The 24,634-nt window shown below is 62.1% G+C and carries 22 protein-coding genes; 8 read left to right on the top strand and 14 right to left on the bottom strand.

Going from position 1 to position 24,634, the window contains the following annotated elements; translation table 11 throughout:
• Positions 1-59: 59 nt before the first annotated feature.
• Positions 60-1,118, bottom strand: a complete 1,059-nt coding sequence (locus tag ACVW0Y_RS11980) for a DJ-1/PfpI family protein (RefSeq protein ID WP_457438529.1) — start codon at positions 1,116-1,118, stop codon at positions 60-62.
• Between the two features lie 106 nt (positions 1,119-1,224).
• On the opposite strand from ACVW0Y_RS11980, the gene ACVW0Y_RS11975 reads away from it, so the two are divergent.
• Positions 1,225-2,226: a GlxA family transcriptional regulator gene (locus ACVW0Y_RS11975; RefSeq protein ID WP_457438528.1), complete on the top strand. Its 1,002-nt coding sequence runs from the start codon at positions 1,225-1,227 to the stop codon at positions 2,224-2,226.
• A gap of 63 nt (positions 2,227-2,289) precedes the next feature.
• Here the strand turns inward: ACVW0Y_RS11975 and pgi are convergent, their stop codons facing one another.
• The 11 genes from pgi to dksA all read right to left on the bottom strand — a co-directional run bounded on the left by pgi (position 2,290) and on the right by dksA (position 15,151).
• Positions 2,290-3,954 carry a glucose-6-phosphate isomerase gene (gene pgi, locus ACVW0Y_RS11970; protein WP_457438526.1) on the bottom strand — a complete coding sequence of 555 codons (1,665 nt, stop codon included), beginning with the start codon at positions 3,952-3,954 and terminating at the stop codon, positions 2,290-2,292.
• 182 nt (positions 3,955-4,136) lie between these two features.
• Positions 4,137-4,517 (bottom strand): aspartate 1-decarboxylase, encoded by a 381-nt coding sequence (panD, locus tag ACVW0Y_RS11965; protein WP_110616950.1) that lies wholly within the window; start codon positions 4,515-4,517, stop codon positions 4,137-4,139.
• An 86-nt stretch (positions 4,518-4,603) separates the two neighbouring features.
• Positions 4,604-5,464, bottom strand: a complete 861-nt coding sequence (panC, locus tag ACVW0Y_RS11960) for a pantoate--beta-alanine ligase (protein WP_457438525.1) — start codon at positions 5,462-5,464, stop codon at positions 4,604-4,606.
• Positions 5,461-6,261, bottom strand: a complete 801-nt coding sequence (gene panB / locus ACVW0Y_RS11955; protein WP_457438524.1) for a 3-methyl-2-oxobutanoate hydroxymethyltransferase — start codon at positions 6,259-6,261, stop codon at positions 5,461-5,463. Before panB ends, panC begins: the two co-directional genes overlap by 4 nt.
• A 167-nt stretch (positions 6,262-6,428) precedes the next feature.
• Positions 6,429-6,920, bottom strand: coding sequence for a 2-amino-4-hydroxy-6-hydroxymethyldihydropteridine diphosphokinase (gene folK / locus ACVW0Y_RS11950; protein ID WP_457438523.1), 492 nt, complete (start codon positions 6,918-6,920; stop codon positions 6,429-6,431).
• Positions 6,920-8,317 (bottom strand): polynucleotide adenylyltransferase PcnB, encoded by a 1,398-nt coding sequence (locus ACVW0Y_RS11945; RefSeq protein WP_271198132.1) that lies wholly within the window; start codon positions 8,315-8,317, stop codon positions 6,920-6,922. Before ACVW0Y_RS11945 ends, folK begins: the two co-directional genes overlap by 1 nt.
• 737 nt (positions 8,318-9,054) lie before the next feature.
• A complete protein-coding gene (locus tag ACVW0Y_RS11940) occupies positions 9,055-10,485 on the bottom strand; it encodes a sigma-54-dependent transcriptional regulator (RefSeq protein ID WP_457438521.1) in 1,431 nt (476 codons plus the stop codon).
• Between the two features lie 4 nt (positions 10,486-10,489).
• Positions 10,490-13,462 carry a sensor histidine kinase gene (locus ACVW0Y_RS11935; protein WP_457438519.1) on the bottom strand — a complete coding sequence of 991 codons (2,973 nt, stop codon included), beginning with the start codon at positions 13,460-13,462 and terminating at the stop codon, positions 10,490-10,492.
• Positions 13,446-13,622: a hypothetical protein gene (locus tag ACVW0Y_RS11930; protein ID WP_108100001.1), complete on the bottom strand. Its 177-nt coding sequence runs from the start codon at positions 13,620-13,622 to the stop codon at positions 13,446-13,448. Before ACVW0Y_RS11930 ends, ACVW0Y_RS11935 begins: the two co-directional genes overlap by 17 nt.
• A 138-nt stretch (positions 13,623-13,760) precedes the next feature.
• Complete coding sequence (gluQRS, locus tag ACVW0Y_RS11925; RefSeq protein WP_457438695.1) at positions 13,761-14,648, bottom strand: tRNA glutamyl-Q(34) synthetase GluQRS; 888 nt, start codon at positions 14,646-14,648, stop codon at positions 13,761-13,763.
• Between the two features lie 59 nt (positions 14,649-14,707).
• Positions 14,708-15,151: an RNA polymerase-binding protein DksA gene (gene dksA, locus ACVW0Y_RS11920; RefSeq protein WP_457438518.1), complete on the bottom strand. Its 444-nt coding sequence runs from the start codon at positions 15,149-15,151 to the stop codon at positions 14,708-14,710.
• 197 nt (positions 15,152-15,348) lie between these two features.
• On the opposite strand from dksA, the gene ACVW0Y_RS11915 reads away from it, so the two are divergent.
• Positions 15,349-16,521: a pyridoxal phosphate-dependent aminotransferase gene (locus ACVW0Y_RS11915; protein WP_457438516.1), complete on the top strand. Its 1,173-nt coding sequence runs from the start codon at positions 15,349-15,351 to the stop codon at positions 16,519-16,521.
• A complete protein-coding gene (gene sfsA, locus ACVW0Y_RS11910; protein WP_457438515.1) occupies positions 16,521-17,228 on the top strand; it encodes a DNA/RNA nuclease SfsA in 708 nt (235 codons plus the stop codon). Before ACVW0Y_RS11915 ends, sfsA begins: the two co-directional genes overlap by 1 nt.
• Positions 17,229-17,231: 3 nt before the next feature.
• On the opposite strand, the gene ACVW0Y_RS11905 is transcribed toward sfsA, so the two are convergent.
• On the bottom strand, positions 17,232-17,555 hold the full coding sequence (locus ACVW0Y_RS11905) for a Rieske (2Fe-2S) protein (RefSeq protein ID WP_457438514.1): 324 nt from the start codon (positions 17,553-17,555) through the stop codon (positions 17,232-17,234).
• A 52-nt stretch (positions 17,556-17,607) separates the two neighbouring features.
• A complete protein-coding gene (locus tag ACVW0Y_RS11900) occupies positions 17,608-19,845 on the bottom strand; it encodes a TonB-dependent hemoglobin/transferrin/lactoferrin family receptor (protein ID WP_457438513.1) in 2,238 nt (745 codons plus the stop codon).
• A gap of 137 nt (positions 19,846-19,982) precedes the next feature.
• Between ACVW0Y_RS11900 and ACVW0Y_RS11895 the strand changes: the two genes are divergently transcribed.
• The 5 genes from ACVW0Y_RS11895 (at position 19,983) to ACVW0Y_RS11875 (ending at position 24,628) form a co-directional block, all read left to right on the top strand.
• Positions 19,983-20,723: a TonB family protein gene (locus tag ACVW0Y_RS11895; protein ID WP_457438512.1), complete on the top strand. Its 741-nt coding sequence runs from the start codon at positions 19,983-19,985 to the stop codon at positions 20,721-20,723.
• Between the two features lie 20 nt (positions 20,724-20,743).
• Complete coding sequence (locus tag ACVW0Y_RS11890) at positions 20,744-21,823, top strand: hemin-degrading factor (protein ID WP_457438511.1); 1,080 nt, start codon at positions 20,744-20,746, stop codon at positions 21,821-21,823.
• 104 nt (positions 21,824-21,927) lie between these two features.
• Positions 21,928-22,827: a heme/hemin ABC transporter substrate-binding protein gene (locus ACVW0Y_RS11885; RefSeq protein ID WP_457438509.1), complete on the top strand. Its 900-nt coding sequence runs from the start codon at positions 21,928-21,930 to the stop codon at positions 22,825-22,827.
• Positions 22,824-23,861, top strand: coding sequence for a FecCD family ABC transporter permease (locus ACVW0Y_RS11880; protein ID WP_457438508.1), 1,038 nt, complete (start codon positions 22,824-22,826; stop codon positions 23,859-23,861). The genes ACVW0Y_RS11885 and ACVW0Y_RS11880 overlap by 4 nt, the downstream gene beginning before the upstream one ends.
• Positions 23,861-24,628: a heme ABC transporter ATP-binding protein gene (locus ACVW0Y_RS11875; RefSeq protein ID WP_457438506.1), complete on the top strand. Its 768-nt coding sequence runs from the start codon at positions 23,861-23,863 to the stop codon at positions 24,626-24,628. Before ACVW0Y_RS11880 ends, ACVW0Y_RS11875 begins: the two co-directional genes overlap by 1 nt.
• The last annotated feature ends 6 nt before the right edge of the window (positions 24,629-24,634 follow it).

Here is a 24,634-nt window from a genome sequence, read left to right as displayed (position 1 = left end):
AGCGCTTGTCCGGTTCAAGCGCGCAGCGCCCAGCCTGGTTTTTTGAGGCCGCTTTCCCGTCATTGGTTCAGGTCGCTGGGGTACTCCAACTGTTGCGCCACCAGCCTGGCAGTCGCCACGCCATAACGCTCGGCGATGGCGTTCAGACTGCCTTGTAACTGCTCGATGGCAGTGCCGTTGCTGGTGCCCAGCGGCACGCTATCGGCGGCACTGGTGCTGTCGGGTAACAGCAGCAAGCCATGGCGGGTACGCAGCGGCCCGGCCTGACCGGCGACGGCAACGACCTCACTGCGAAAGGTCCTCGACCAGGCATCGGCGCGCAGGGCCAGGGCAACTTCATCGACGTCGGGTTGCACGGCGATGCTCAGGCGCTCATGGCCCCATACGGCCAGCAGGTTGCCGGCGGCGGTCGCGTAGTCGCCGGTGTGCAGGGCAAAGGCGCTGCTGTCGTGGTGCGCGGACCAGTCGCGGATGCCCAACTGCGCCGCCACCGCCTTGGCCCGCGCCGGCCCGGCAAGCGCCTCGATCAGGGCCAGTGATACCGGCAACGCCGCAGTAACACCGGCCGTGGTGATGACCTTGCCGTCGCTGATGTAACGGCGGTCGCGCAGCCAGCGGGTGTCGGGGAATTCGTCCTGGCGCTGGCCCTCGGAATACCAATGCCCGGTCGCCTGTTTGCCGTGCAACAGGCCGGCATGGCCCAACACCAGAACACCGTCACACACGCCGACCACGGTGGCACCTTTGCGCGCCTGCGCTGCCACCCACTGCACCAGGCGGGCATCGTCGGCGTGGTGCACGGCGGGCACGATCAGGTAGTCGGCACCTTGCGGGTACTGGCGGTCGAAGTTTGCGGTGGTTTGCTCGGCCTGGATGCGCAGCGCCGGCATCATCTGCATCGGACCTTCGTCGAGGGCCACGCTCACTACGTCGGCGATGTCGGCTTGCTGGAGCACGCCATAGGGCACGACAAAATCCACCAGCTCGGTCATGCGGTTGTCGCCTATCACCGCAATCAGCGGGCGCTGACGCTGCCCTTGGTAGAAAGGGATTGGCTCCGGCGCGGCGGATGCGTGGAAGGCGGATAACAACAGGCAGGCTGCAATAAAACGGAACATGGGGCGGACTCCAGAAATGGCAGTGGTTGCAGTCTGTGCGCGCCGCCATTGGCGTATGTGACGTCGATGGTTGAAAATCTGCCAAGTGTTTTGCTTGGAGCGCGAGATGCCCGCCTTATCAGATGTCGCGACACCTGTTACCCGTACCGTGGTGCTGGTGGTGTTCGCGGATTTCCAGTTGCTCGATGCCACCGGCCCGGCCGAGGTGTTTGCCGCTGCACGTGAACCATTCTCTGCCTCGGTTGCGCCGCCGCCCTATGTGCTGCGTACGGTGTCGGTCAGTGGTGGGCTGGTGCGCTCATCCACCGGCCTGGAACTGCATAGCGAACCGTTACCCGATCCTGCCAGCCTGAGCGGATGCACGGTGTTGGTGGCCGGCGGCCATGGCGTGCAGCAGGCCATGGCCGCCGGCCACCTGGCGCGCTGGATAGCGCAGGTGGCGGTGGTGTGCGAGCGCTGCTGTTCGGTGTGTACCGGGGCTTTTCTGCTGGCGCAGGCCGGGGTGTTGGATGGGCGCCAAGTGGTGACCCACTGGCGTTACGCCGGGCTGCTGGCGCGGCTGTTTCCCAAGTTGCAGGTGCTCGATGACGCGCTGTATGTGCGCGATCAGCAGGTGTATAGCTCGGCCGGGGTTACGGCCGGTATCGACCTGTGCCTGAGCCTGGTGGAGGAAGACTGCGGCCGTGAGCTGTCGTTGCAGGTGGCCAAGGGGCTGGTGGTGTATCTGCGTCGGCCGGGCGGGCAACGCCAGTTCAGCGCCGAACTACTGATGCAGCAGGCACCGGCCAACAGCTTGTCCGAACGCCTGGCGCAGTGGCTGCGCGATCATCTGGCCGACACCCTCGACATCGAGGTCATGGCGCAGGCGCTGCTGGTGTCGCCGCGCACCCTGCACCGGCATTGCCAGGCTGAGCTGGGCCTGAGCCCGAGCAAGCTGGTGACGCAGTTGCGTCTGGAGCTGGCCTGCCGGCTGCTGGAGGCCGGAACGCCGTCGCTGAAACGGATTGCCCAGCGCAGCGGCTTTATCAGCGAGTACAACTTGCGGCGCGCCTTTGTGCAGGCGCTGGGGGTAACACCAGGCGACTATCGGCTGCGCTTTTGCCGCTAGGTAAATGACGGGCATAAAAAAGCCGGCCTGGTGTTAGCCGGCCGGCTCTTCAGCGCTGAGCAATCAGCCGCGGTGACGGGCGCGGAAGTAATCGATCAGGCCCTGGGTGGACGCATCTTCGGCCGGCTGTTCATTGCCACCGGTCAGGCGCTGATAAACGCCTTTGCCCAGCTCCTTGCCCAGCTCCACACCCCACTGGTCAAAGGCGTTGATGCCCCAGACCACGCTTTGCACAAATACTTTGTGCTCATACAGCGCCACCAGGGCACCGAGGCGACGGGGGCTGATGCGCTCCATGGCCAGGGTGTTGCTCGGGCGGTTGCCGGGAATGACTTTGTGCGGCGCGAGGCGCTCGACTTCCTCTTCCGGCAGGCCTTTGCTGCGCAGTTCGGCTTCGGCTTCTTCGCGGGTTTTACCCAGCATCAGTGCCTGGCTCTGCGACAGACAGTTGGCGTACAGCCATTGGTGGTGGTCGGCCACCGGGTTGAAGGTGACCACCGGCACGATAAAGTCGGCCGGGATCAGCTGGGTGCCTTGGTGCAGTAACTGGTGGTAGGCGTGCTGGCCGTTACAGCCCACGCCACCCCAGATCACCGGGCCGGTTTCGCAGGTCACGGCGCTGCCGTCCTGGCGTACGCTCTTGCCGTTGGATTCCATATCCAGCTGCTGCAGGTGCTTGGTGATATTTCGCAGGTAGTGGTCGTACGGCAGGATCGCGTGGCTTTGCGCGTCCCAGAAATTGCCGTACCAGACGCCGAGAAGGGCCAGCAGCACCGGCATATTGCGTTCGAACGGCGCGGTCTGGAAATGCTGGTCCATGCTGTAGGCACCGGACAGCAGCTCCTTGAAGTTGGCCATGCCGATGGCCAGGGCAATGGGCAGGCCGATGGCCGACCACAGCGAGTAGCGACCGCCTACCCAGTCCCACATCGGGAAGATGTTTTCTTCGCGGATACCGAAGGCCACGGCGGCCTCGCGGTTACTTGAAACGGCGATGAAGTGTTTATACAGATCGCCTTCCGAACCACCCTGGGCCAGGTACCAGCTGCGCGCGGCCTGCGCGTTCTTTAGAGTTTCCAGGGTGTTGAAGGATTTCGACGAGACGATAAACAGAGTGGTCTCGGCCTTCAGGCTTTCCGACAGCTCATGGAATTCACTGCCGTCGATGTTCGCCAGATAGTGGCAGCGCACGCCACGCTGGGCGTAGGGCAGCAGGGCTTCGGAGACCAGCTGCGGGCCGAGGAAGGAGCCACCGATACCGATGTTCACCACGTCGGTGATCGGCTTCTCGGTATAGCCACGCCACAGGCCGTTGTGAATGCGGGTGACCAACTCGGTCATCTGGTTGAGCACGCGGTGTACGTCGGGCATCACGTTGATGCCGTTTACCGACAGACGTTCGCCCACGGGGCGCCGCAGGGCGGTGTGCAGGGCCGGGCGGCCTTCGGAGGCGTTGACCAGGGTGCCGTTGACCATTTCGCCGATGGCCTCCTTGAGGCCGACTTCTTCGGCCAGGGCTACCAGCAGGTCGCGGGTTTCGGTGGTGATCAGGTTTTTCGAGTAGTCCAGGAACAGACCGCAACTGCTCAGCGAGAATTGGGCGAAGCGCTGGTCATCGGAGTTGAAGGCTTCGCGCATGCTGAAGTTCTGCATGGCTTCGCGGTGCTGGCGCAATGCTTGCCAAGCGGGCAAGGAGGTAACGTCGAGAGGGTGTTGGTAGTACGCCATAGCCTGCAAATTCCTTTCTGACTAACGTGAGAAACCTATGACCATTAAAAAGCCCGGACGGCTCCGGGCTTTCATCTTAGCGGGTAACGCCGCCATTGCCGTCACGTAGGGTCACAGCGGCTTTCATGCCAATTGCTGGCATCTGCGGCGACCTTCTGCAGCGGCGCATGATAGCGACCTCGTTACGCGACTTGAACAGGTATGGCATCGCTGGTGTGACTGAGTTCATTACCGGGTGCCATATACAGCATCTTCGGTTTGAAATTCAGCAGCTCGGCCTCGCTGTAATGGGCGTAGGCACAGATGATCACACGGTGGCCAACCTGGGCCTTGTGGGCCGCCGCACCGTTCACCGAAATGATGCGCGAGCCTTCCTCGCCACGGATGGCGTAGGTGGTGAAGCGTTCGCCGTTGTCGACGTTATAGATCTGAATCTGCTCGTACTCACGAATACCGGCGAGGTCCAGCCACTCGCCGTCGATGGCACAGGAGCCTTCGTAATCGAGTACCGCGTGGGTCACTTCGGCGCGGTGCAGTTTGGCCTTGAGCATAATGGCGTGCATGGCACTTGTTCCTTTCTATAGAGCCTTGGCAGGGCTTTCTTGTTAGGGCTGAGCTGCGTGCTTGCCGGCACCGCAGCTCAAAGGGTTCAGGTGCCTTCGGGCAGGTCGAAGGCGATATTGTCGATCAGGCGGGTGGTGCCGACGAAGACGGCAACCAGAATCACCAGATGACGATCTTCCTCGGTGGCAGGGCGCAGGTTGTCGGCGCGGCGCACTTCCAGGTAGTCCATACGAAAACCGGCGGCTTCTAGCTGTTGCTGACCCTGGGCAATCAACGCGGCGAAATCCCGGGCACCGGCCTTGATGACCGTGGCCAACTGTTGCAGGCACTGATAGATGGCGGGAACGCTGCTGCGTTGGGCCTCGTCGAGGTAGCCGTTGCGCGAAGACAGCGCCAGGCCATCGTCAGCCCGCACGGTGGGCTCGCCGATGATCTGGATGGGCATATTGAGGTCGCGCACCAGAGTGCGGATCACGGCCAGTTGCTGGTAGTCCTTCTGGCCGAAAACAGCGATATCCGGCTGGACCATCTGGAACAGCTTGGTTACCACGGTCGACACGCCATCGAAATGCCCAGGACGGCTGCCGCCACACAGGCCTTCGGAAACACCGGAGACATGCACGATGGTTTGCGCGGCCATGCCGTCGGGGTACATCTCTTCCACGCTGGGGGCGAACAGCAATTGGCAGCCGGCCTGGATCAGGCGTTCCTTGTCGGCCGCCAGGGTGCGCGGGTAGCTGGCCAGATCTTCTTTAGGACCGAACTGCAGCGGATTGACGAAAATGCTGGCGACCACAAAGTCGACGCGCTGGGCGGCTTTTTCCACCAGCGCGGCATGGCCGGCGTGCAGATTGCCCATGGTCGGCACCAGGCCGATATCTTTGCCCTCGGCACGCGCCTGGGCGACAGCGGCGCGTAGCTCGCGGACGGTGGTAACCGTGTTCATGCAGAGAATCCGTGTTCAACGCCGGGGAATGAGGAGTCTTTGACCGCCGCGACATAGGCGCTGATGGCACCGTCGATGCTGGTCTGGTCTTGCATAAAGTTCTTCACGAACTTCGGCGTGCGGCCCGTCAGGGACATACCGAGCATGTCGTGCAACACCAGTACCTGTCCGTCGGTGGCGTTACCGGCACCAATGCCGATGACCGGGATTTTCACCGCATCGGTGATTTCCGCAGCCAGTTCGCTGGGCACGCATTCCAGCAGCAGCATGGCGGCACCGGCTTGCTCCAGGGCCAGGGCATCGCTGCGCAGCTGGCGGGCCTGGGCCTCGTTACGGCCCTGCACTTTATAGCCGCCGAGCACATTCACCGATTGCGGCGTCAGGCCCATGTGGATGCAGGTAGGCACGCCGTTCTCAGCCAGGCGGCGAACGATATCAGTGAGGAACGCGCCGCCTTCGAGCTTGACCATATGGGCGCCGGCTTGCATCACGGTCGCGCTGTTGGTCAGGGCTTGTTCGAGGGTGGCGTAAGCCATGAAAGGCAGGTCGGTAACAATGAACGCACCTGCATTGCCGCGCTTTACGCAGGCGGTGTGGTAAGCCATATCGGCAGTGCTGACCGGCAGGGTGCTGTCATGGCCTTGCACGACCATGCCCAGGGAATCACCCACCAGCAGAACCTCCACGCCTGCCTTGGCGGCGGCGGAGGCGAAAGTGGCATCGTAGGCAGTGAGCATGACGATTTTCTCGCCTTTCTGATTCAGCTCTTGCAGGGTGCTCAGGGTAACGTCAGGCATCATATTGGTCCTCTTAGAGCCTCGCGCGCACCGGCGCGGGGCAACGGGACGCCTATAGTCGTGATGCGAAAGGGCGAAGTCAATTGCAGGTGTTACCGACTTGTTACTGGCGTTACCGCCAATGCGGCGCTTGTAGTTTTACTACCTGAACCCAGCAACCATGCCGGTTACAGCGAAGCGGGCAAGCGCTCCAGGCCTTCGAAGGGGCAGGCCAGTAGCAAGTCGGGCAGGCGACGACCATCGGCCAGGGTCAGTTCGGGGGCCAGTTCGGCCAGCGGGTAGAGGACGAACGGCCGTGCATGCATATGGTAGTGCGGCACTTGCAGGCGGGGTTCGTTGAGCAGGCGTTGGCCAAAGGCGAGGATATCCAGATCCAGCGTGCGTGGGCCCCAGCGTTCGGCTTTGCGTTCGCGGCCTTGTTCCAGTTCGATGGTCTGCAAGGCGTCGAGCAATTGCAGCGGTTCGAGGCTGGTATCCAGCGCTGCAACGGCATTCACATAGCGCGGCTGGTCGGCGGGGCCGAGGGGGTCGCTGCTATAGAAGGAGGACTGCTGCGCGAGGGTGGTGTGCGGCAACTGCGCCAGCGCCGCCAGGGCACCGCGCAGTTGTTGCAGAGGTTCGGCCAGGTTGCTGCCCAGGCCGATATACACGCGTTCCATCAGTCTTGCGCCGGGCTCGGCGTCGCACCGCGTTTGCGGTTGCCGCCACGCCGGCGTTTGCGCGGAGCGCTGCCGGTTTCGTCCGGGTTGGCCGCCAGTTCGCGAATCATCGCGCGGCGTTCGCTGTCGGTGCAGTCCTGGTAGTCCGTCCACCAGTCGCCCAGGCCATTGGTCTTCTCGCCGGCGCTTTCACGCAGCAGCAGAAAGTCGTAGCCGGCACGGAAGCGTGGATTTTCCAGGAGCAGGTCGGCGCGTTTGCCGCTGCGGCGTGGCAGGCGCTCCTGCATATCCCAGATTTCGCGAATCGGAATGGTGAAACGTTTTGGCACGGCAATGCGTTGGCATTGCTCGGCGATCAGCTCGTGGGCGGCTTCCTGCATCGCCGGAATCGGCGGCATGCCGCGGTCTTGCAGCTTGATCACGCGGGCCGGCAGCGCAGGCCAGAGCAGGGCGGCGAAGAGGAAGGCCGGGGTGACCGGCTTGCCGTCTTCAATACGCTGGTCGGTGTTGATCAGCGCCTGGCTGATCAGGTTGTAGGTGTACTCCGGGCTCTGCTTGAGCGCGGCGGCACTGGCCGGGAACAGCGGTTCGAACAGGTCGTACTCGAGCAGCAGCTCGAACACATGCTCGGCGTAGCCGGAGAGGAACAGCTTGAGCACTTCGTCGAACAGGCGCGCCGAAGGGATATCCCGCAGCATCTTGGCCAGGCGTGGAATCGGCTCGGCGCTATGGCTTTCGATCTCGAAATCGAGCTTGGCGGCGAAGCGCACCGCACGCAGCATGCGCACCGGGTCTTCGAGGTAACGTTTTTCCGGGTCGCCAATCAGGCGCACCTGGCGGTTGCGGATGTCGTGCATACCGCGGGCGTAGTCGAGGATGCGTTCGCCGGTAACGTCGAAGTACAGGGCATTGATAGTGAAGTCGCGGCGCTGGGCGTCGTCCTCCAGGCTGCCGTACACATTGTCACGCAGAATGCGCCCGCTCTCGTTGCGCGAAGACTGGTTGCTGTCTTCGTCTTCCTCGCTGACCGGGTGGTTGGCGCGGAAGGTGGCGACTTCAATGATCTCGCGGCCGAAATGCACATGGACCAGCTTGAAACGGCGGCCGATCACCCGCGCATTGCGGAACTCGGCGCGGACCTGTTCGGGGGTGGCGCTGGTGGCGACGTCGAAGTCTTTCGGTTCGATATCCAGCAGCAGGTCACGTACGCAACCGCCCACCAGATAGGCCTGGTAACCGGCATTCTGCAGACGCTCGACAATGCTTACCGCATAGCGACTGATATGCGCGCGGCGCAGCGGGTGCTGGTGACTGGTCACCACTTCGGGGGTGCTGCGCGGATGCTGCTTGGCGCGGCGCAAGGGGGAACGTAAGGACTGGAACAGCTTTTTCAGCATGGGATGCACTGTTTGACGGGATGACCGGCCAGAATTGGAAATGACCGCATGATGGCTGCGGATTCTAGCATTGTGTCGGGGGATGGTGTAGGACGCTTAGAAAGCGAGGTAAAGCAGGCTTTGCAAGGGGTGTAGCAGAAGGGGGGAGTTGCCGGAGGGTTGTAGCGAAAGCTACTGGGGGAGCCGAAGCTCCCCCCCAAGTAGGTGCGTGCTTTATTTTTATTATTATGTCGGGCTTGTTGTTTTTGTTTGTTGACCCGTTCCATCGGCCTAGTGGCTTCAGGAAAAACCCCCAATTCGGAGGTTAATAGACAACGGATTGCTTTGGATGCTGATGTAGCCATGATCATTCGATCCAACCAGTTCGGGCTCTGCCTAGTAGCAGTTTTGTTGTTCTCAGCCTGGTCGCGGGGCGAACCCCAAAAGCCATTCCTCTCCAAAAGAATCAGTTAGCTGCGCCTCCCGCGATTTTGTTTTTGTTGTGCTGGAGTCGGTACGTCTTATTTTTATTGTCTTTGGTGGTGCTTGTTATTGTTGTTGTACCAAACATATAGCAGGAGCCGTGCCAGTTTTTATGAATCCTTGTAAAACAAGGGCTTAGCTAAATTCACTGTGTCAGAACAGGCACAAAAAAGCCGGGTTTCCGTTACCGTAAGACCCGGCTTTTGTTACGCGATATTGAAGCGGTAACAAAGTGTGGCGAGTGGGCGCGCACATCGGTTGTTACCGTCACGCTGTCAACCCTCGAGCGCCGCGCCGGTTTTGCGCCGTGGAATGCCCAGGCGCTGACGACGCTCCCATAGACATTTGCGGCTGATGCCCAATTTGCGCGCCAGCTCGGTTTCGGTCATGTGGTCCTGGTGCTCGAGTACGAAATGCTGGAAGTAGTCTTCCAGGGACAGATCTTCGGTGGGCTCGTGGGCGTTGTTACTGGTGTGGGTGAGGGGGGCACCGAGGAAATCACCGTCCTCCAGATCGTCCAGCTCGACGTCGATGCCCAGTAGCTCTGCGGAAATATCCGAGCCCTCGCAGAGGATTACGGCACGCTCGATGGCGTTTTCCAGCTCACGCACGTTACCCGGCCAGGTGTAATGGCGGATCGCCTGTTCGGCATCTGCGGCAAAGCGCAGGTCGCTGCGGCCCATCTTGGCCGACTGGCGAGCCAGGAACAGGGCGGCGATTTCGCTGACATCCGCGCCACGTTCACGCAGCGCCGGAAGTTTCAGGGCGATTACGTGCAGGCGGTAGAACAGGTCTTCACGGAACTGGCCGGTTTTGGCCAAGGTTTTCAGGTCCCGGTGGGTTGCGGCGATCAGGCGCACGTCGACCTTCTGCGACTGCACCGAGCCGACGCGGCGAATCTCGCCTTCCTGCAGCACGCGTAGCAGGCGCGCCTGGGCTTCCAGTGGCAGCTCGCCGATTTCATCGAGAAACAGGGTGCCGCCATCGGCCGCTTCCACCAGGCCGGCTCGGCCGGCGCTGGCACCAGTGAACGCACCTTTTTCGTGGCCGAACAGTTCGGACTCGATCAGGGTTTCCGGAATGGCCGCGCAGTTCACCGAGATCATCGGCGCTTTGGCGCGTTTCGACAGGTTGTGCAGAGCACGCGCCACCAGTTCTTTACCGGTGCCGGACTCGCCTTGAATCAGCACGGTGGAGTCGGTGGGGGAGACTTTGCGGATCTTGCTGTACAGCTCCTGCATCGAGGGGCTGGAGCCGATGATACCGATCTCGCCGTTACTGTTACCGGCGGCGGCTTTGTCAGCAGCGCGGCTGCCATTGCTGGTGCTGGCTGCGGCGGTAGCGGGTTTGTTGTCCTGACGGTCGCGCAGAATGCGCGCCACGGCCTGGAGCATTTCGTCATGGTCGAAGGGTTTGGCGATGTAGTCCACCGCGCCCATCTTCATGGAGTCGACCGCTGAACGCAGGCTGGCGTAGCTGGTCATGATCAACACCGGTATGCCCTGGCCCAGCTTGATCAGCTCGGTACCCGGGGCCCCTGGCAGACGCAGATCGCTGACGATCAGGTCAAAGCTGGGGATGCTGAACCGTTCCTGAGCCTCTTGCACGGAGCCGGCTTCGCTAACTTCGTACTGGTTGCGCTCCAACAGGCGGCGCAGGGCGGAACGGATAATGGTCTCGTCTTCGACGATCAGAATATGTGGCATGAATTCAGCTCTCTCGACGATCTCTGGTCACTACGGACGTCGCTTCGACATGTCGCGGTAACGTTACCCGAATCCGGGTTCCGCGTTGTAGCTCCGGGTCTGCCGGGCTGTCGATGGTTATTTGCCCATAATGCTCTTCCACGATGGAATAGACCAGAGCGAGGCCCAGGCCGGTTCCCTCACCGGGGTCTTTGGTAGTAAAGAAGGGTTCGAACAGGCGGTCCATGATCGCTTTGGGAATACCGGTACCTTCGTCTTCGACGATCAGATCCACGGTCTGTTCGCTGGCCTCGCTCTTCACCCGGATGGCACCGCGCGGTGGCGAGGCATCACGGGCATTGGACAGCAGGTTGATCAGCACCTGGGCCAGCCGTTGCGGATCGCCGACGGCCCAGTGCTCCGGGTCGCACAGGTTGAAGAACTGCACTTCGATGCTGCGCCGGTTCAGGGCCAGCAACCCAATGGCGTCCTGCGCCACTTCGGCCAGGCACACCGGCTCTTCGGCCTGTTGTCTGGCTCCGGCGTGGGCAAAGCTCATCAGCGACTGCACGATGCGCGATACGCGTTTGGTCTGTTCGATGATCTGGCTGCTGATTTCCGCCAGCTCTGGGTCGGTTTCCCGTTCTTCGCGCAGGTTCTGCGCCAGGCAGGCGATGCCGGTGATCGGGTTGCCGATTTCGTGAGCCACCCCGGCGGCCAGGCGGCCAATGCTGGCCAGACGCTCGGAGTGCACCAGTTTGTCTTCGAGCATCTGGGTTTCGGTGAGGTCTTCGACCAGTAACACCAGGCCGGTGTTACCGGGAGCCAGTGGCTCATCGATGGCGGCTTTGTGCAGGTTCAGCCAGCGGATCTGCCCATCCAGGGCCAGGCGTTGTTTATGCTGGTGTTCGTCGGGCAGGTTGATAAAGCCTTCAAGCAATGCCTTCCACGGCTCGCCAATAGTAGACAGCCGCGAGCCGACCACCCGGTGGGCGACGATCCCGGTGAGGTCCTCCATGGCGCGGTTCCACATCAGGATTTCCTGGTCCTTGGCCAGCGAGCACACGCCCATCGGCAATTCCTGCAGGGTCTGGCGGTGGTAGCGGCGCAGGGCATCGAGCTCGGCAGCCAGGCCGGTGAGGCGCGAGTGGTAGTCTTCCAGGCGGTTTTCGATGAAGTGGATGTCTTCGGTCACATAGCTTTCACTGCCGGATTTATACGGCAGGAAGGTCTCGACGATGTCCTGTGCCACGCTTGGCCCCATCAGGCCGGAGAGGTTGGCTTCGATACGGTCGCGCAGACGGCGCAGGGCATACGGCCGGTTTTCATCGAAGGGCAGGTGCAGATCGCGCAACGCCTGTTCCACTTCCCGTTGCGCGGTCTTGGCACCCAGGGGTTTGGCCAGTTGGGTAGCGAACTCCTGCGGCGAGGTGGCCAACAGTTCGCGGCGCTGCGGGCGGCGCACATTGTCGACGGCGCAGGCCTCGGCGGCGCTTTCTTCTTCCGGGCTGGACTCGGTAAATAGCGACACCAGAGTAAACACCAGCACGTTGGCGGCCAGCGAAGCGATGGCTGCCAGGTGCCAGCTGGTGTCGTCGAGCACGTAGACAAAGTTGAACAGCGGAATGTAGATGCCCTGCACGTTACCGATCAGGGGTAACAGCATGCTCGCCATCCACACCGCGATCCCGACCAGCAGACCGGCGATAAAACCTTTGCGGTTGGCGGTCGGCCAGTACAGCACCGACAGCACGCCCGGCAGGAACTGCAAGGTGGCGACGAAGGCGACGATGCCCAGGTTGGCCAGGTCCTGCTCGGCACCGAGCAATAGATAGAAGCCGTAGCCGGCGGCGATGATCGCAATGATCAGGGCGCGGCGCGTCCACTTCAGCCAGCGGTAGATATTGCCCTGGGCCGGTGGTTGATACAGCGGTAACACCAGGTGATTGAGTGCCATGCCCGACAGCGCCAGGGTGGTGACGATGATCAGGCCGCTGGAGGCCGACAGCCCGCCGACATAGGCGAGCAGCGCCAGGGTGTCGTTGTTGACCGCGATGCCGATGCCGAGGGTGAAGTATTCCGGGTTGGTGGTGGCCCCCAGTTTCAGCCCGGCCCAGAGAATCAGTGGCACGGTCAGGCTGAGCAGCAACAGGAACAGCGGCAGGCCCCAGCTGGCGCTGACCATGGCCCGCGGGTTGAGGTTCTCGGTGAAGGTCATGTGGTACATGTGCGGCATGACGATGGCCGAGGCGAAGAAGATCAGCAGCAGCGTGCGCCACGGGCCTTCCTGCAATGGTGTGTGCAGCGCGGCCAGGGTCGCCTGGTTCTGCAATAGCCACACTTCCAGTTCATGGGGACCGCCGAATACGCCGTACAGGGCATATAGGGCGATGCCGCCGAGGGCGACCATTTTCACGACCGATTCGAAGGCAATGGCGAATACCAGCCCCTCGTTTTTGCCGCGGGTGGCGATATGCCGGGCACCGAACAGAATGGTAAACAGGGTGATCAGCGCGCAGTAACTCAGCGCCACCCGCTCGTGCACCGGTTCGCGGGTGAGAATGCCGATGGAGTCGGCCACCGCCTGGAATTGCAGGGCCAGCAGCGGTAACACACCAATCAGCATAAACAGCGTGGTCAGCGCGCCGGCCCAGGTGCTGCGAAAGCGGAAGGCAAACAGGTCGGCCAGGGACGACAGTTGATAGGTCCGGGTGATACGCAGGATCGGGTAGAGCAGCACTGGCGCCAACAAGAACGCGCCTGACACCCCGAGGTAGCTGGCAAGAAAGCCGAAGCCGTACTGATAGGCCAGGCCGACGGTGCCATAAAAGGCCCAGGCGCTGGCGTAGACGCCGAGGGACAAGGTGTAGGTCAGCGGGTGCGAGACGATCCAGCGCGGAATGATGCCGCGCTCGCTGATCCAGGCCACGCCGAACAGTACAAGAAGGTAGGCAGCGCTGATCAGGATCAGCTGACTCAGGCTAAAGCTCGTCAGCATCACGTCCGCTCTGCAAGATAAAGGTCACCACGATAAGGATCAGCCACAGCAGGTACGGGCGATACCAAGCCCCGGTCGGGTCGATCCACCAGTCCATGATGGCGGGGGAGAAGAGGTAAATCCCCACCACCAGAAGTAAGACCAATCGGTAGATGTACATGCCGTTTCTCGTGGTTGGCGAGCGGCGATGGTAACGGAATGGCAACAAGGGCTGGAAGCGTTGGCGAAGGTAATACCGCCAAATTGTGGGGCCTTCACGAGTCTGGATCCCTGCGCAGGCAGGGATCCAGAATGCTGGCTAGCGCAGCTGCGATTCAGCCAAGGTCAACGTGCGCGGAATCCGCGTCGCATCCCAATGCCGAACGCCCCAGGCCAGCAACTCAGCGGGCGTGGCGTCATCCAGCTCCGGCGCGACCGGCTGCCCTAGCGCCCGCAACGCGCGTAACAACAACTGCGCCGCCTCATGAGACTCCAGCGGCGGCGAGCGGTACGACTTGCCCAGCTTGTGCCCATCCGGCTGGATAATCAGCGGCACATGCAGATAACGCGGTTGCGGCAGGCCGAGCAGTTCCTGCAGGTACAGCTGGCGCGGGGTGGAGTCGAGCAGGTCGGCACCGCGGACGATATCGGTAACCCCCTGCCAGGCGTCATCCAACACCACCGCCAGTTGATAGGCGTACAACCCGTCGCGGCGGCGAATCACGAAGTCGCCCACCTCGCGGCCCAGGTGTTGGCGGTATTCGCCTTGTACGCGGTCGGTAAAGTGGTAGTCCAGTTCCGGCACGCGCAAGCGAATGGCCGCACCTTGCTGGTCATGCCCGGCATTGCGGCATAAACCCGGATACACACCTTGGTAGGCTTCCAGCTGTTTGCGCGAGCAGGTACAGGCATAGGCCAGGCCCTGGCTGAACAGGCGCTGCACCAGGTTTTCATAGGCGTCGTGACGCTCGCTCTGGCGCACCAGTTCGCCGTCCCATTGAAAACCGTAGCTTTCCAGGGTGTGCAGAATTGCGCTTTGAGCGCCGGCCACTTCGCGGGGTGGGTCGATATCTTCCATGCGCAGCAGCCAGGTGCCGCCGCAGGCTTTGGCGTCGAGGTAGGAGGCAAGCGCCGCCACCAGGGAACCGAAGTGCAGGTAGCCGCTGGGGGTCGGGGCAAAGCGCCCGATGTAGGCTTTGGTGGTCATACGCGAAGAAATAGGCATGGCAGAAATGAAGCGGGGCGCCTAAGCGCCCCGTTCTCAGATCAGGAACCGATCTGCTTTTCTTTGATTTCCGCCAGGGTTTTGCAATCGATGCAAAGCGTGGCGGTAGGGCGGGCTTCGAGACGGCGGATGCCGATTTCGACGCCGCAGGAATCGCACCAGCCGTAGTCGTTGTCTTCGATCAGTTGCAGGGTCTGGTCAATTTTCTTGATCAGCTTGCGTTCACGATCACGGGCACGCAGTTCCAGGCTGAATTCTTCTTCCTGGCTGGCACGGTCGGCTGGATCGGGGAAGTTGGCTGCTTCGTCCTGCATGTGATGCACAGTCCGATCGACTTCCTGCATCAGCTCAAGCTTCCACTTGCCAAGGATATTGGTGAAGTGCGCACGCATTGGCTCACTCATGTACTCCTCGCCCTTGGTTTCTTTGTAGGGTTCGAAGCCGCGGTTGAGCGGGTCGTTCTTTGCTTTTGCTTTGGTGGGCATGGATGACCGCCTCTTAATCTCTCTAATCCACTGCGCAGGATTACTGTCCATTGCCGTCATTTATGCCGGCCCTGCGGCTGCAAGCGGGCGAACTTACCAGATCGCCCTCGGGTATGCCACTCCCGGTTGTCATCGTGCTGCTGTTTAGCCAACTGGTTGGGTAGAATCGCCGCCTGAACCTATATAAAGGAAGGCCGATGACTTCGCTCTACAGTGCTCGCAGCCGCGCCATCGAGCCTTTTCATGTGATGGCGCTGCTGGCCCGGGCCAATCAATTGCAGGCCGACGGCCATGATGTGATCCACCTGGAGATAGGTGAGCCGGACTTCACCACCGCCGCGCCGATCATCGAAGCCGGTCAGGCAGCCTTGGCCAGCGGCCACACACGCTATACCGCGGCGCGTGGGTTACCGGCCCTGCGTGAGGCGATTGCGAGTTTCTACGCCCAACGTTACCGATTGAGCATAGACCCCGAACGCATCCTGATTACGCCCGGCGGATCGGGCGCATTGTTGTTGGCCACCGCCTTGTTGGTCGACCCTGGCAAGCACTGGTTGCTCGCCGATCCCGGCTACCCCTGCAACCGCCACTTCCTACGTCTGGTCGAGGGTGCCGCGCAGCTGGTGCCGGTCGGTCCGGAGGTGCGTTATCAGCTGACCCCGGAACTGGTCGACCGCCATTGGGACCGCGACAGCGTCGGCGCGCTGGTCGCTTCGCCGGCCAACCCCACGGGCACGCTGTTATCCCGCGACGAACTCAGCGGTCTGTCCAGGGCGCTGAAAGCCCATGGCGGTCACTTGGTGGTGGATGAGATCTACCACGGCCTGACGTATGGCACCGATGCCGCCAGCGTCTTGGAAGTGGACGACGACGCCTTTGTGCTGAACAGTTTCTCCAAGTACTTCGGCATGACCGGCTGGCGCCTGGGTTGGCTGGTGGCACCGCCGCAGGCGGTGGGCGAACTGGAGAAGCTGGCGCAGAACCTCTATATCAGTGCGCCGAGCATGGCCCAGCATGCGGCGCTGGCCTGTTTTGAGCCGGGCACCCTGGCGATTCTGGAAGAGCGTCGTGGCGAATTCGCCCGTCGTCGCGACTTCCTGCTGCCGGCCTTGCGTGAGCTGGGCTTTGGTATCGCCGTAGAGCCGGAAGGTGCCTTCTATTTATATGCAGACATCAGCGCCTTCGGCGGCGACGCCTTTGCCTTCTGTCAGCACTTTCTGGAAACCGAGCATGTGGCCTTTACCCCGGGTCTGGATTTCGGTCGCTATCAGGCCGGGCACCACGTGCGCTTTGCCTACACGCAAAGCCTGCCGCGTCTACAGGAAGCGGTGGAGCGTATTGCCCGTGGCCTGAAAACCTGGCGGCCCTGATGCAGTTCAATCCACCTTTGGAACAAGGCCGCCTGCTTCGCCGCTACAAACGCTTTCTCGCCGATATCGAAACCAGCAGCGGCGAACTGCTGACCATCCACTGCCCGAACACCGGCTCGATGTTCAACTGCATGGTCGAGGGCGGTGCGGTGTGGTTTAGCCGCTGCAGCGACCCGAAACGCAAACTGCCCGGCACCTGGGAGCTGGCGGAAACGCCGCAGGGTCGCTGGGCCTGCGTGAACACCGCACGAGCCAACCAGTTGGTGGAGGAAGCGCTGCGCGAAGGGGTGATCAGCGAGCTGGCCGGTTTCACCACGCTGAAGCGCGAAGTGCCCTACGGCGAAGAAAACAGCCGCATCGACTTTCGCCTGGAATACCCCGGTGGCCCGGCCTATGTCGAAGTGAAAAGCGTGACCCTGGGTTTTGACGGCACGGCAGTCGCCGCCTTTCCCGACGCCAAGACCCAGCGCGGTGCCAAGCATCTGCGTGAACTTGCCAGCCTGGCGCGTCAGGGTATTCGTGCGGTGCAGCTGTATTGCGTGAACCTTTCCGGTATCGACGCCGTGCGCCCGGCCGAGGAGATCGACGCGGCCTATGCGGCAGCGCTGCGTGAAGCGAAATTGGCGGGGGTGGAAGTGCTGGCGTATGGCGCGGAGCTGACGCCAACGGAGATTCGTCTGACCCGGCGGCTGTCTGTCGAGCTGTAATCCCTAGCCCGGCAAGGTGACCCAGATACCACTGCCATCTTCGCGGCAGGGCAGGGCGGTGAGCGAGTCGCCCTCGCAGGGCCCCGTTACACACTCTCCGGAGTCGATCAGAAATAACGCGCCATGCCGCGCGCACTGGATCAGGCTGCGGCTGCTGTCGAGAAATTCGTCCGCCTGCCATTCCAATGGCACGCCCTTGTGCGGGCAGCGGTTGAGATAGGCATACACCTGACCTGCTTTGCGCACGGCCAAGAGCTTTATCCCGCCCAATAAAAAGCCCCGGCTCTGACCTTCGGCCAGAAATTCCGGGGCGCAGAGAAACTGCATAGTCGCCTCCAGGTGAGCGGGGATTATCCCGCGCGCCTGGGATGGGCGATAGTCAGATTTCCCAGATGAAATTCACGGCGGCGTGACGGCCAGGCTGGGAGTAGCGGTCCAGGCCGGTGTTCAGTGAGCTCAGGCCTTGAACGTCGCCCCATTGCCAGTATTCCTTGTCACCGAGGTTGTACAGACCGGCATTTACCGAGAACTCTTGGGTGACTTGCCACCAGCCGTTCAGGTCGAGCAGACCGTAGCCGGAGGGTTCGTACTGATCAGGAGTGCCTTCTTCCTCAGCAGAACCGTTGTTAACGCGGTCCTTGGCTGCGACCAGCGTCCAGTTCAGGCTGCCACCAAACTTGCCGTTTGGCTCGGCATAGCCCAGACCGAATACACCTTTGAGCGGGTCTACGCTGTTGATCGGTTGGCCAGTTCCTTCATCCTTACCGCGAGCGTAGGCAACCGAGCCGATGGCTTTCCAGCCGCTTGGCAGCAAGCCCAGTTGATCCAGGAACAGCTCGCCTTTGGCCTCGGCACCACGAATGGTGACGCGGTCTCTGTTGACGTATTGGAAGTCGTACAGATAGCCGGCGACGGCGGACGGGGAGGTTTGCTGTTGGTCGATAAAGTCTTTGTAGCGGTTATAGAACAGGGCTGCGCCGAAGCTACCCACGCTGTATTTGCCACGCAGACCGAATTCATAGCTGTCGCTGGTTTCCGCTTTCAACTTGGTGTTGGCCAAGGTGCGGTAGAGGCCAGGGTTGGCAAACTCGCCGAACATTTCTACCGCTTGCGGCGCGCGGAAACCTGCGGCGTATTGGCCATAGACGCTGTGCTCGTCGTTTAGCTGGTAGGTCACGCCGAGTTTCGGGGAAACATGCTCGTCCTTGGTGTCGTCCGGATTGGCATCGGTCGCGCGGCTGTTCAGGTATTCCTGAGTCACGTGCGGCTTCATTTCGAAGCGGTCATAACGTAGGCCCGGCAGGATGCTCCAGCGGCCAACGGTCATGTCGTTCTGGGCGAACAGTGCGTATTCCTTGGTGGTTGGATCCGGGAAATCGCTAACCGGGAATACATCTCCGCCGAAGCCGACAGGAACGCTAGCGCCTGTGGCGCGGATGGTTTCGGCACCACGACGCAGGTCGCTGTTTTCCAGACGTTTGACATCGAAGCCGTAAATCAGCTGATGGTTTACCGGGCCAGTTGCGAAGGCTTTGTCGAATTTGGCGTTCAGTGCCCAGAGTTTCTCTTCGTAGCTGGAGTCACGGTAGCGGTCGCGCAAAGCGCTGGAAACAAAGCGTTCCTGTTCGGTGCGCTGGCGAATCTGGCTTTCCTGATAGTCCAGATGCCAGTCGACTTTATCCACCAACAGGCTGTTGAGCTCGAACGTGTGCTGCAGGCTGTAGCGCTCGCGGTCAGTACTGTCGATGGCGTCCGAGGTGCGGATGGTCGCCGTGTTGCTGTACTCGCTGAGTACCTCGGTGTCGGTGTCAACCGAGTAGCGTTCATAGGTCAACTGCAGGCGATCGTTAGCGTAGTAATTCCAGCCACCCTTGAGCAGCAGGTTCTCGGCGCTGTAATCCTGCGGGTTGGCTTCGCCACGGCTGGCACCGATACCGTCGTTGCCGCCGAAGGAGTCGACTTCCTGGCCATTGCGGTGGCCGATATGCACCACGCCATCCACATCGCCCAGACGGCCGGCGACAGTGGCACTGCGCATAAAGCTGTCATCGGAGCTGTCGAAGCCGGTTTTCAGGCGGGCGTAGGCGTCATCGCCTTCTTCCAGGTAGTCCGCCGCATCCTTGGTCAGGAAGCTTACGGCACCGCCGATGGCGTCGCTGCCGTACAGCGACGAGGCTGGGCCGCGGATGATTTCTACCTGCTTCATGGTGTCGGGATCGATGTAGTCGCGACGGGCTTCCATAAACGGTCCAAACGCGAACGCATCCGGAACCGCCACGCCGTCCACCTGCGTCAGCACACGGTTGCCACCGATACCGCGGATGGTGAAGCCCGACAGCCCGAAACGGCTGCCAGTCCCGCCGACCGAAACCCCTGGCTCATAACGCACCAGATCCTTGATGTCTTTGACGTTGTTCTGGTCGATGTCGCGCTCGGTCTGCACCGATACCGTGCTAGGCACCTCGTCGAGCTTTTGCTCGGTACGGGTCGCGGTCACGGTAACTGTGTCGAATTGTGTCGGAGTCTTTTCGGCGTTGTCAGCGGCGCAGGCCAGCGACGGCGAGAGCAATAGCAAGACCAGCCAAGGCTTGTGGGCGAAGGGCGGACGAAGGGGCATGGATCTACTCCTAGATCGTTAACGTCGGGTGGCTGCATTGGCCACCGGTTTGATATCGGGGCGGAACGTTAGCGATCTTGACATGCAAATGCAAACAATTATCAAATAGATTCAAGTTTGGTTGGTGTTGGCATCCAATGCTGCGTTTTTCGGCGTATTTCCTGGTTTCGCTGGTGCTGCACGCACTGGCGAGTTTGTTTCTGCGCGAGTCCGTCGTAGAGGCGGGGCGTGCTCAGGATTTGGCTAAACAGCCGGCGGTGATGCTGATCCAACTGCCGCCCGCGCCCGCGCCCGCTCCAGCAACCGTGGCAATGACACAACCGGTTGCCGTCGAGCCGGCCAAACCGGTGGTGGAACCGGTTGTTGCGCCAGCGCCGACGGTGGTCAAGCCGCTGCTCGTTGAGCGCAAGGTCGAGCCACGGCCGCTGGCGAAATTGACGCCGCAGAAAACCCAGCCGCAGAAAGCCACGCCGCCAAAACCGGTCGAGCCCAAAGCCGCTCCCGGCCCGGACTTGGCGAAAGTGGAGTTGCCGAGCGCAGCTACGTCCGCCGGCCAGACGGCACCGACGCCTGCGCCGGTGATGAAGGAAGTGTTCAGCCGCCAACCGAGTTATCTGCAACCGCCCACGCAGCCGCATTACCCGAACCTGGCCAAGCGCCGTAATCAGCAGGGCGTGGTGCTGGTGGAGGTGCGCCTGGATGAGCGTGGCCGGCAGCGGGCCTTGCAAATCGTGCGTTCTTCCGGGGTTGAAAGCCTGGACGAAGCCGCACTGGAGGCGGTGGCCGATTGGCAGTTCCGCCCGGAAACCGTGGACGGACGTGCTGTACCGAGCCGCGTGCAAATACCTATTGAGTTCGCCCTGACGGCGAGCCGTTGATTGTGATCGAGGAGTTGTCCATGACTAGCCAAATTCAGGCTGCAAACCCTAACGCCGCTACCAGCGACCTGTACCAGGCCTGGCAGACCCTGCGCGGCGAACAGCCAAAAATGCGTGCCCGCGATGCCGCTGCGCATCTGGCCGTAAGCGAAGGCGAACTGGTTGCCAGCCGCCTGGGCGTCGACACCGTGCGCCTCAACCCGGAGTGGGCCACGCTGCTGCCGGCCCTCGGCGAGCTGGGCTACATCATGGCCCTGACCCGTAACGAAGATTGCGTGCATGAGCGCAAAGGCTACTACCGCGACGTTACCGTTATGGCCAATGGGCAGATGGGCCTGGTGGTTTCCCCGGACATCGACCTGCGCCTGTTCCTCGGCGGTTGGGCCAGCGTGTTCGCCATCGCCGAAGAAACGGCCATAGGCACCCAGCGCAGCATCCAGGTGTTCGACCACCAGGGCGTCGCCGTACATAAAGTGTTCCTCACCGAAGACAGCACCGAAGCTGCTTGGGTGCCGCTGGTTGAACGTTTCCGCGCTGAAGAGCAAACGTCGGTTATGGAGCTGAAGCCAATGCCAGCCCCTGTAGTGGCCAAGCCGGACAGCGAAATCGACGTCGAGTCGCTGCGTGCCGGTTGGTCGACCCTGAAAGACACCCACCACTTTTTCGCCCTGCTGAAAAAGCACGAAACCACCCGCACCCAGGCCCTGCGTCTGGCCGGTCGTGAGTGGGCTGAACCGTTGGCTCCGGCGGAGCTGCAGAAGCTGATGGAAACCGCGGGCACTACCGAAGTGCCGTTGATGGTGTTTGTCGGCAACCGCCACTGCATCCAGATTCACAGCGGCCTGGTGAAAAACCTGCGCTGGATGGACACCTGGTTCAACGTGCTCGACCCCGAGTTCAACCTGCACCTCAAGAGCCACTCGGTGACCGAGTTGTGGCGCGTGCGCAAGCCCAGCAGCGACGGGGTGATCACCAGTTTCGAAGCCTTCGATGCCCACGGTGAACTGATCGTGCAACTGTTCGGCGCGCGCAAACCCGGCGTGCCGGAACTGACTGAATGGCGTGACCTGGCCGAGGCGGCTCCAGCACTGGAAGCCTGATCCCGTCGTCAGCTACCCCCGCAACCAGCCTGCACCTTCTATTTATAGGTACAGGCTGGTTTTTTACTGTTTACGCTTCCCCCAAGAATTAAAAGGAGCCTTTCATGCGTGTGACTGCCCGAGTTGCCAGCCTGTGCTGCGCTGTTCTCGTTAGCCAATCGGTACTTGCCGACGACGTCCGGCCGCAGCGCTGGGTGAGTGCCGGTGGTTCGATCACCGAATGGGTGGTCGCGCTGGGAGGCCAGAGCAAACTGGTGGGCGTGGATACCACCAGCCTGCATCCGCTTGAGTTGAAGCAACTGCCGAGTATTGGCTATCAACGCCAACTGGCCGCAGAGGGCATCTTGAGCCTGAAGCCGGACTTGCTGCTGGGCAGTGAGGAAATGGGCCCTCCGCCGGTGCTGGCGCAAGTCAAAAGCGCCGGGGTGACGATCGAGGCGTTGTCGACCAAAGCCGACGTGCCGACCCTGGAGCACAATCTTGCCCGTATCGGTGCGCTGCTTGGCGATGAGCCGCGTGCGGCGAAAACACTGGCCGACTACAAGCAGCGTCTGCACGCCCAGGCGCAATGGGTAAGCGCCGCCCAGGCTGGCAAACCTGCCCCCACTGTTTTGCTGCTGCTGTCCCATTCCGGCAGCAGCCCGATGGCCGCCGGCCAGGACACTATCGGTGCCTGGCTGATCACCCAGGCCGGTGGTCGCAGCATCACCACCCACACCAGCTACAAGGCGCTGTCCACCGAAGCCCTGCTGGCGCTGGACCCGGAAGTAATCATCTTCGCTGACCGCAGCATTGCCGGGCCGCAAGCCAAAGCGGCCTTGCTCAAGCAGAACCCGGCGCTGGCCGCCACACGCGCAGCGAAAAATGATCGCCTGTTGGCGCTTGATCCGACCTTGCTGGTGGGCGGTCTCGGCCCGCGCATTCCGGATGCACTGGCGGTGCTCGGTGCAGCCTTCTATCCTGCCGCGCAACCCCTGACTGCCGACGCTAAGCCGCAACCATGAATCCAGTTGTTCTTCCGCGCTCACTGTTTATTGCACTGGGCCTGTTGCTCGCGCTGGCGCTGCTGTTGTCGCTGGCGCTCGGCCCGGTCAGCCTGCCGTGGCTCGATACGTTGAAAGCCGCGATGCGGGTGTTTGGCGCGCCGATTGGCGGTGCCGAGCTGGACCAGGCCGAGCTGATTATTGGCCAGATCCGCATGCCGCGGACTTTGCTGGGTTTGGCGGTTGGTGCCGTGCTGGCGTTGTCCGGTGTGGCGATGCAGGGGCTGTTCCGTAACCCCTTGGCGGACCCCGGTCTGGTCGGTGTTTCCAGCGGTGCGGCGCTTGGCGCGGCGATTGCCATCGTCGGCGGCACCTCCCTGGGCGGCTTGCCGGACGCCATCGCCCCCTATCTGTTGTCGGCCAGCGCGTTCGCTGGCGGCTTGGTCGTGACGGCGTTGGTGTATCGCCTGGGCAGTCGTAACGGCCAGACCAGTGTGTCGACCATGCTTCTGGCCGGTATCGCGTTAACCGCATTAGCGGGTGCGGCGATTGGTCTGTTCACCTACCTGGCCGATGACGCCACCCTGCGTACGTTGACGTTCTGGAACCTCGGCAGCCTCAATGGTGCCAGCTATTCGCGCCTCTGGCCGCTGCTGGTGGTGACCGTGGCGGTCGGCCTGTGGCTGCCCAAACGCGCCAAGGCGCTGAATGCTCTGCTACTCGGCGAGTCGGAGGCGCGGCACCTGGGGTTTGATGTCGAGCGGGTCAAGCGCGAGCTGGTGTTCTGCACGGCCCTGGGCGTCGGTGCGGCGGTGGCGGCGGCCGGCATGATCGGTTTTATCGGTTTGGTGGTGCCGCACCTGGTGCGTCTGCTGGTAGGGCCGGACCATCGCGTGTTGCTGCCGGCTTCGGCGTTGGCGGGCGCTGCCTTGCTGCTGTTCGCTGATGTGGCGGCTCGCCTGATATTGGCGCCAGCGGAACTGCCAATCGGCATCGTCACGGCGCTGATCGGTGCGCCGTTCTTTCTATATCTGTTGCTGCGAGGTCGTGCCTGATGCTGCGTGCAGAAAATCTGGCCGTTCAGCGCGGCAGCAAGCTGGTGCTGAGCGGTATCGATCTGAGCCTGCAGCCGGGCGAAGTACTCGGCGTGCTGGGCCCCAATGGCGCGGGCAAAAGCACCTTGCTCGATGCCTTGAGTGGCGAGCTGAAACCGAGCGAGGGGCAGGTGACGCTCGACGGCAAGCTTTTGTCGGCTTGGGTCGGTCCCGAGCGCGCGCAGCGTCTGGCGATCCTGCCGCAGACCTCGACCCTGAACTTCGCTTTCCGTGTTGAGGATGTCGTTGGCATGGGCCGTCTGCCCCACGCCACCGGGCGTCTGCGTGATCAGGAAATCATCGCCGAGGCGTTAGGGGCTGCGGACGCAGGCCACTTGGCGGGCCGCAACTATTTGGAATTGTCCGGCGGTGAGCGCCAACGCGTGCACCTGGCGCGGGTACTGGCGCAGCTGTGGCCGGGCACTAGTGGGCAGACGTTGTTGCTCGATGAGCCCACGTCGATGCTTGACCCGCTGCACCAACACACCACCTTGCAGGCCACGCGCAATATCGCCGCCAGTGGCGTGGCGGTGCTGGTGATTCTGCATGACCTGAACCTGGCGGCGCGTTACTGCGACCGCGTGTTGTTGCTGCAGGGCGGCCGTCCCCATGCCCTGGGCACGCCCCACGAGGTGCTGCAGGCTGAGCCGCTGCAAGCGGTGTTCGATCTGGAAGTGCTGGTGCAGAACCATCCCGAGCGCGGACATCCGCTGATCATTGCCCGTTAAGGCCTG

Source organism: Pseudomonas sp. TE3786, from assembly GCF_054057335.1.
Note: the sequence above shows the minus strand (reverse complement) of the source record. Positions and strands in the feature narration are given on the sequence as shown.

Coding starts and splice junctions, on each gene's coding strand:
- ACVW0Y_RS11935 (WP_457438519.1), bottom strand. CDS start 13,462: ATGCTGACGAGCTTTAGCCTGAGTCAGCTGATCCTGATCAGCGCTGCC.
- ACVW0Y_RS11880 (WP_457438508.1), top strand. CDS start 22,824: ATGAATCCAGTTGTTCTTCCGCGCTCACTGTTTATTGCACTGGGCCTG.
- ACVW0Y_RS11900 (WP_457438513.1), bottom strand. CDS start 19,845: ATGCCCCTTCGTCCGCCCTTCGCCCACAAGCCTTGGCTGGTCTTGCTA.
- ACVW0Y_RS11980 (WP_457438529.1), bottom strand. CDS start 1,118: ATGTTCCGTTTTATTGCAGCCTGCCTGTTGTTATCCGCCTTCCACGCA.
- ACVW0Y_RS11885 (WP_457438509.1), top strand. CDS start 21,928: ATGCGTGTGACTGCCCGAGTTGCCAGCCTGTGCTGCGCTGTTCTCGTT.
- ACVW0Y_RS11930 (WP_108100001.1), bottom strand. CDS start 13,622: ATGTACATCTACCGATTGGTCTTACTTCTGGTGGTGGGGATTTACCTC.
- sfsA (WP_457438515.1), top strand. CDS start 16,521: ATGCAGTTCAATCCACCTTTGGAACAAGGCCGCCTGCTTCGCCGCTAC.
- panB (WP_457438524.1), bottom strand. CDS start 6,261: ATGCCTGACGTTACCCTGAGCACCCTGCAAGAGCTGAATCAGAAAGGC.
- gluQRS (WP_457438695.1), bottom strand. CDS start 14,648: ATGACCACCAAAGCCTACATCGGGCGCTTTGCCCCGACCCCCAGCGGC.
- ACVW0Y_RS11975 (WP_457438528.1), top strand. CDS start 1,225: ATGCCCGCCTTATCAGATGTCGCGACACCTGTTACCCGTACCGTGGTG.
- panD (WP_110616950.1), bottom strand. CDS start 4,517: ATGCACGCCATTATGCTCAAGGCCAAACTGCACCGCGCCGAAGTGACC.
- ACVW0Y_RS11895 (WP_457438512.1), top strand. CDS start 19,983: ATGCTGCGTTTTTCGGCGTATTTCCTGGTTTCGCTGGTGCTGCACGCA.
- pgi (WP_457438526.1), bottom strand. CDS start 3,954: ATGGCGTACTACCAACACCCTCTCGACGTTACCTCCTTGCCCGCTTGG.
- dksA (WP_457438518.1), bottom strand. CDS start 15,151: ATGCCCACCAAAGCAAAAGCAAAGAACGACCCGCTCAACCGCGGCTTC.
- ACVW0Y_RS11905 (WP_457438514.1), bottom strand. CDS start 17,555: ATGCAGTTTCTCTGCGCCCCGGAATTTCTGGCCGAAGGTCAGAGCCGG.
- folK (WP_457438523.1), bottom strand. CDS start 6,920: ATGGAACGCGTGTATATCGGCCTGGGCAGCAACCTGGCCGAACCTCTG.
- ACVW0Y_RS11940 (WP_457438521.1), bottom strand. CDS start 10,485: ATGCCACATATTCTGATCGTCGAAGACGAGACCATTATCCGTTCCGCC.
- ACVW0Y_RS11875 (WP_457438506.1), top strand. CDS start 23,861: ATGCTGCGTGCAGAAAATCTGGCCGTTCAGCGCGGCAGCAAGCTGGTG.
- ACVW0Y_RS11890 (WP_457438511.1), top strand. CDS start 20,744: ATGACTAGCCAAATTCAGGCTGCAAACCCTAACGCCGCTACCAGCGAC.
- ACVW0Y_RS11945 (WP_271198132.1), bottom strand. CDS start 8,317: ATGCTGAAAAAGCTGTTCCAGTCCTTACGTTCCCCCTTGCGCCGCGCC.
- ACVW0Y_RS11915 (WP_457438516.1), top strand. CDS start 15,349: ATGACTTCGCTCTACAGTGCTCGCAGCCGCGCCATCGAGCCTTTTCAT.
- panC (WP_457438525.1), bottom strand. CDS start 5,464: ATGAACACGGTTACCACCGTCCGCGAGCTACGCGCCGCTGTCGCCCAG.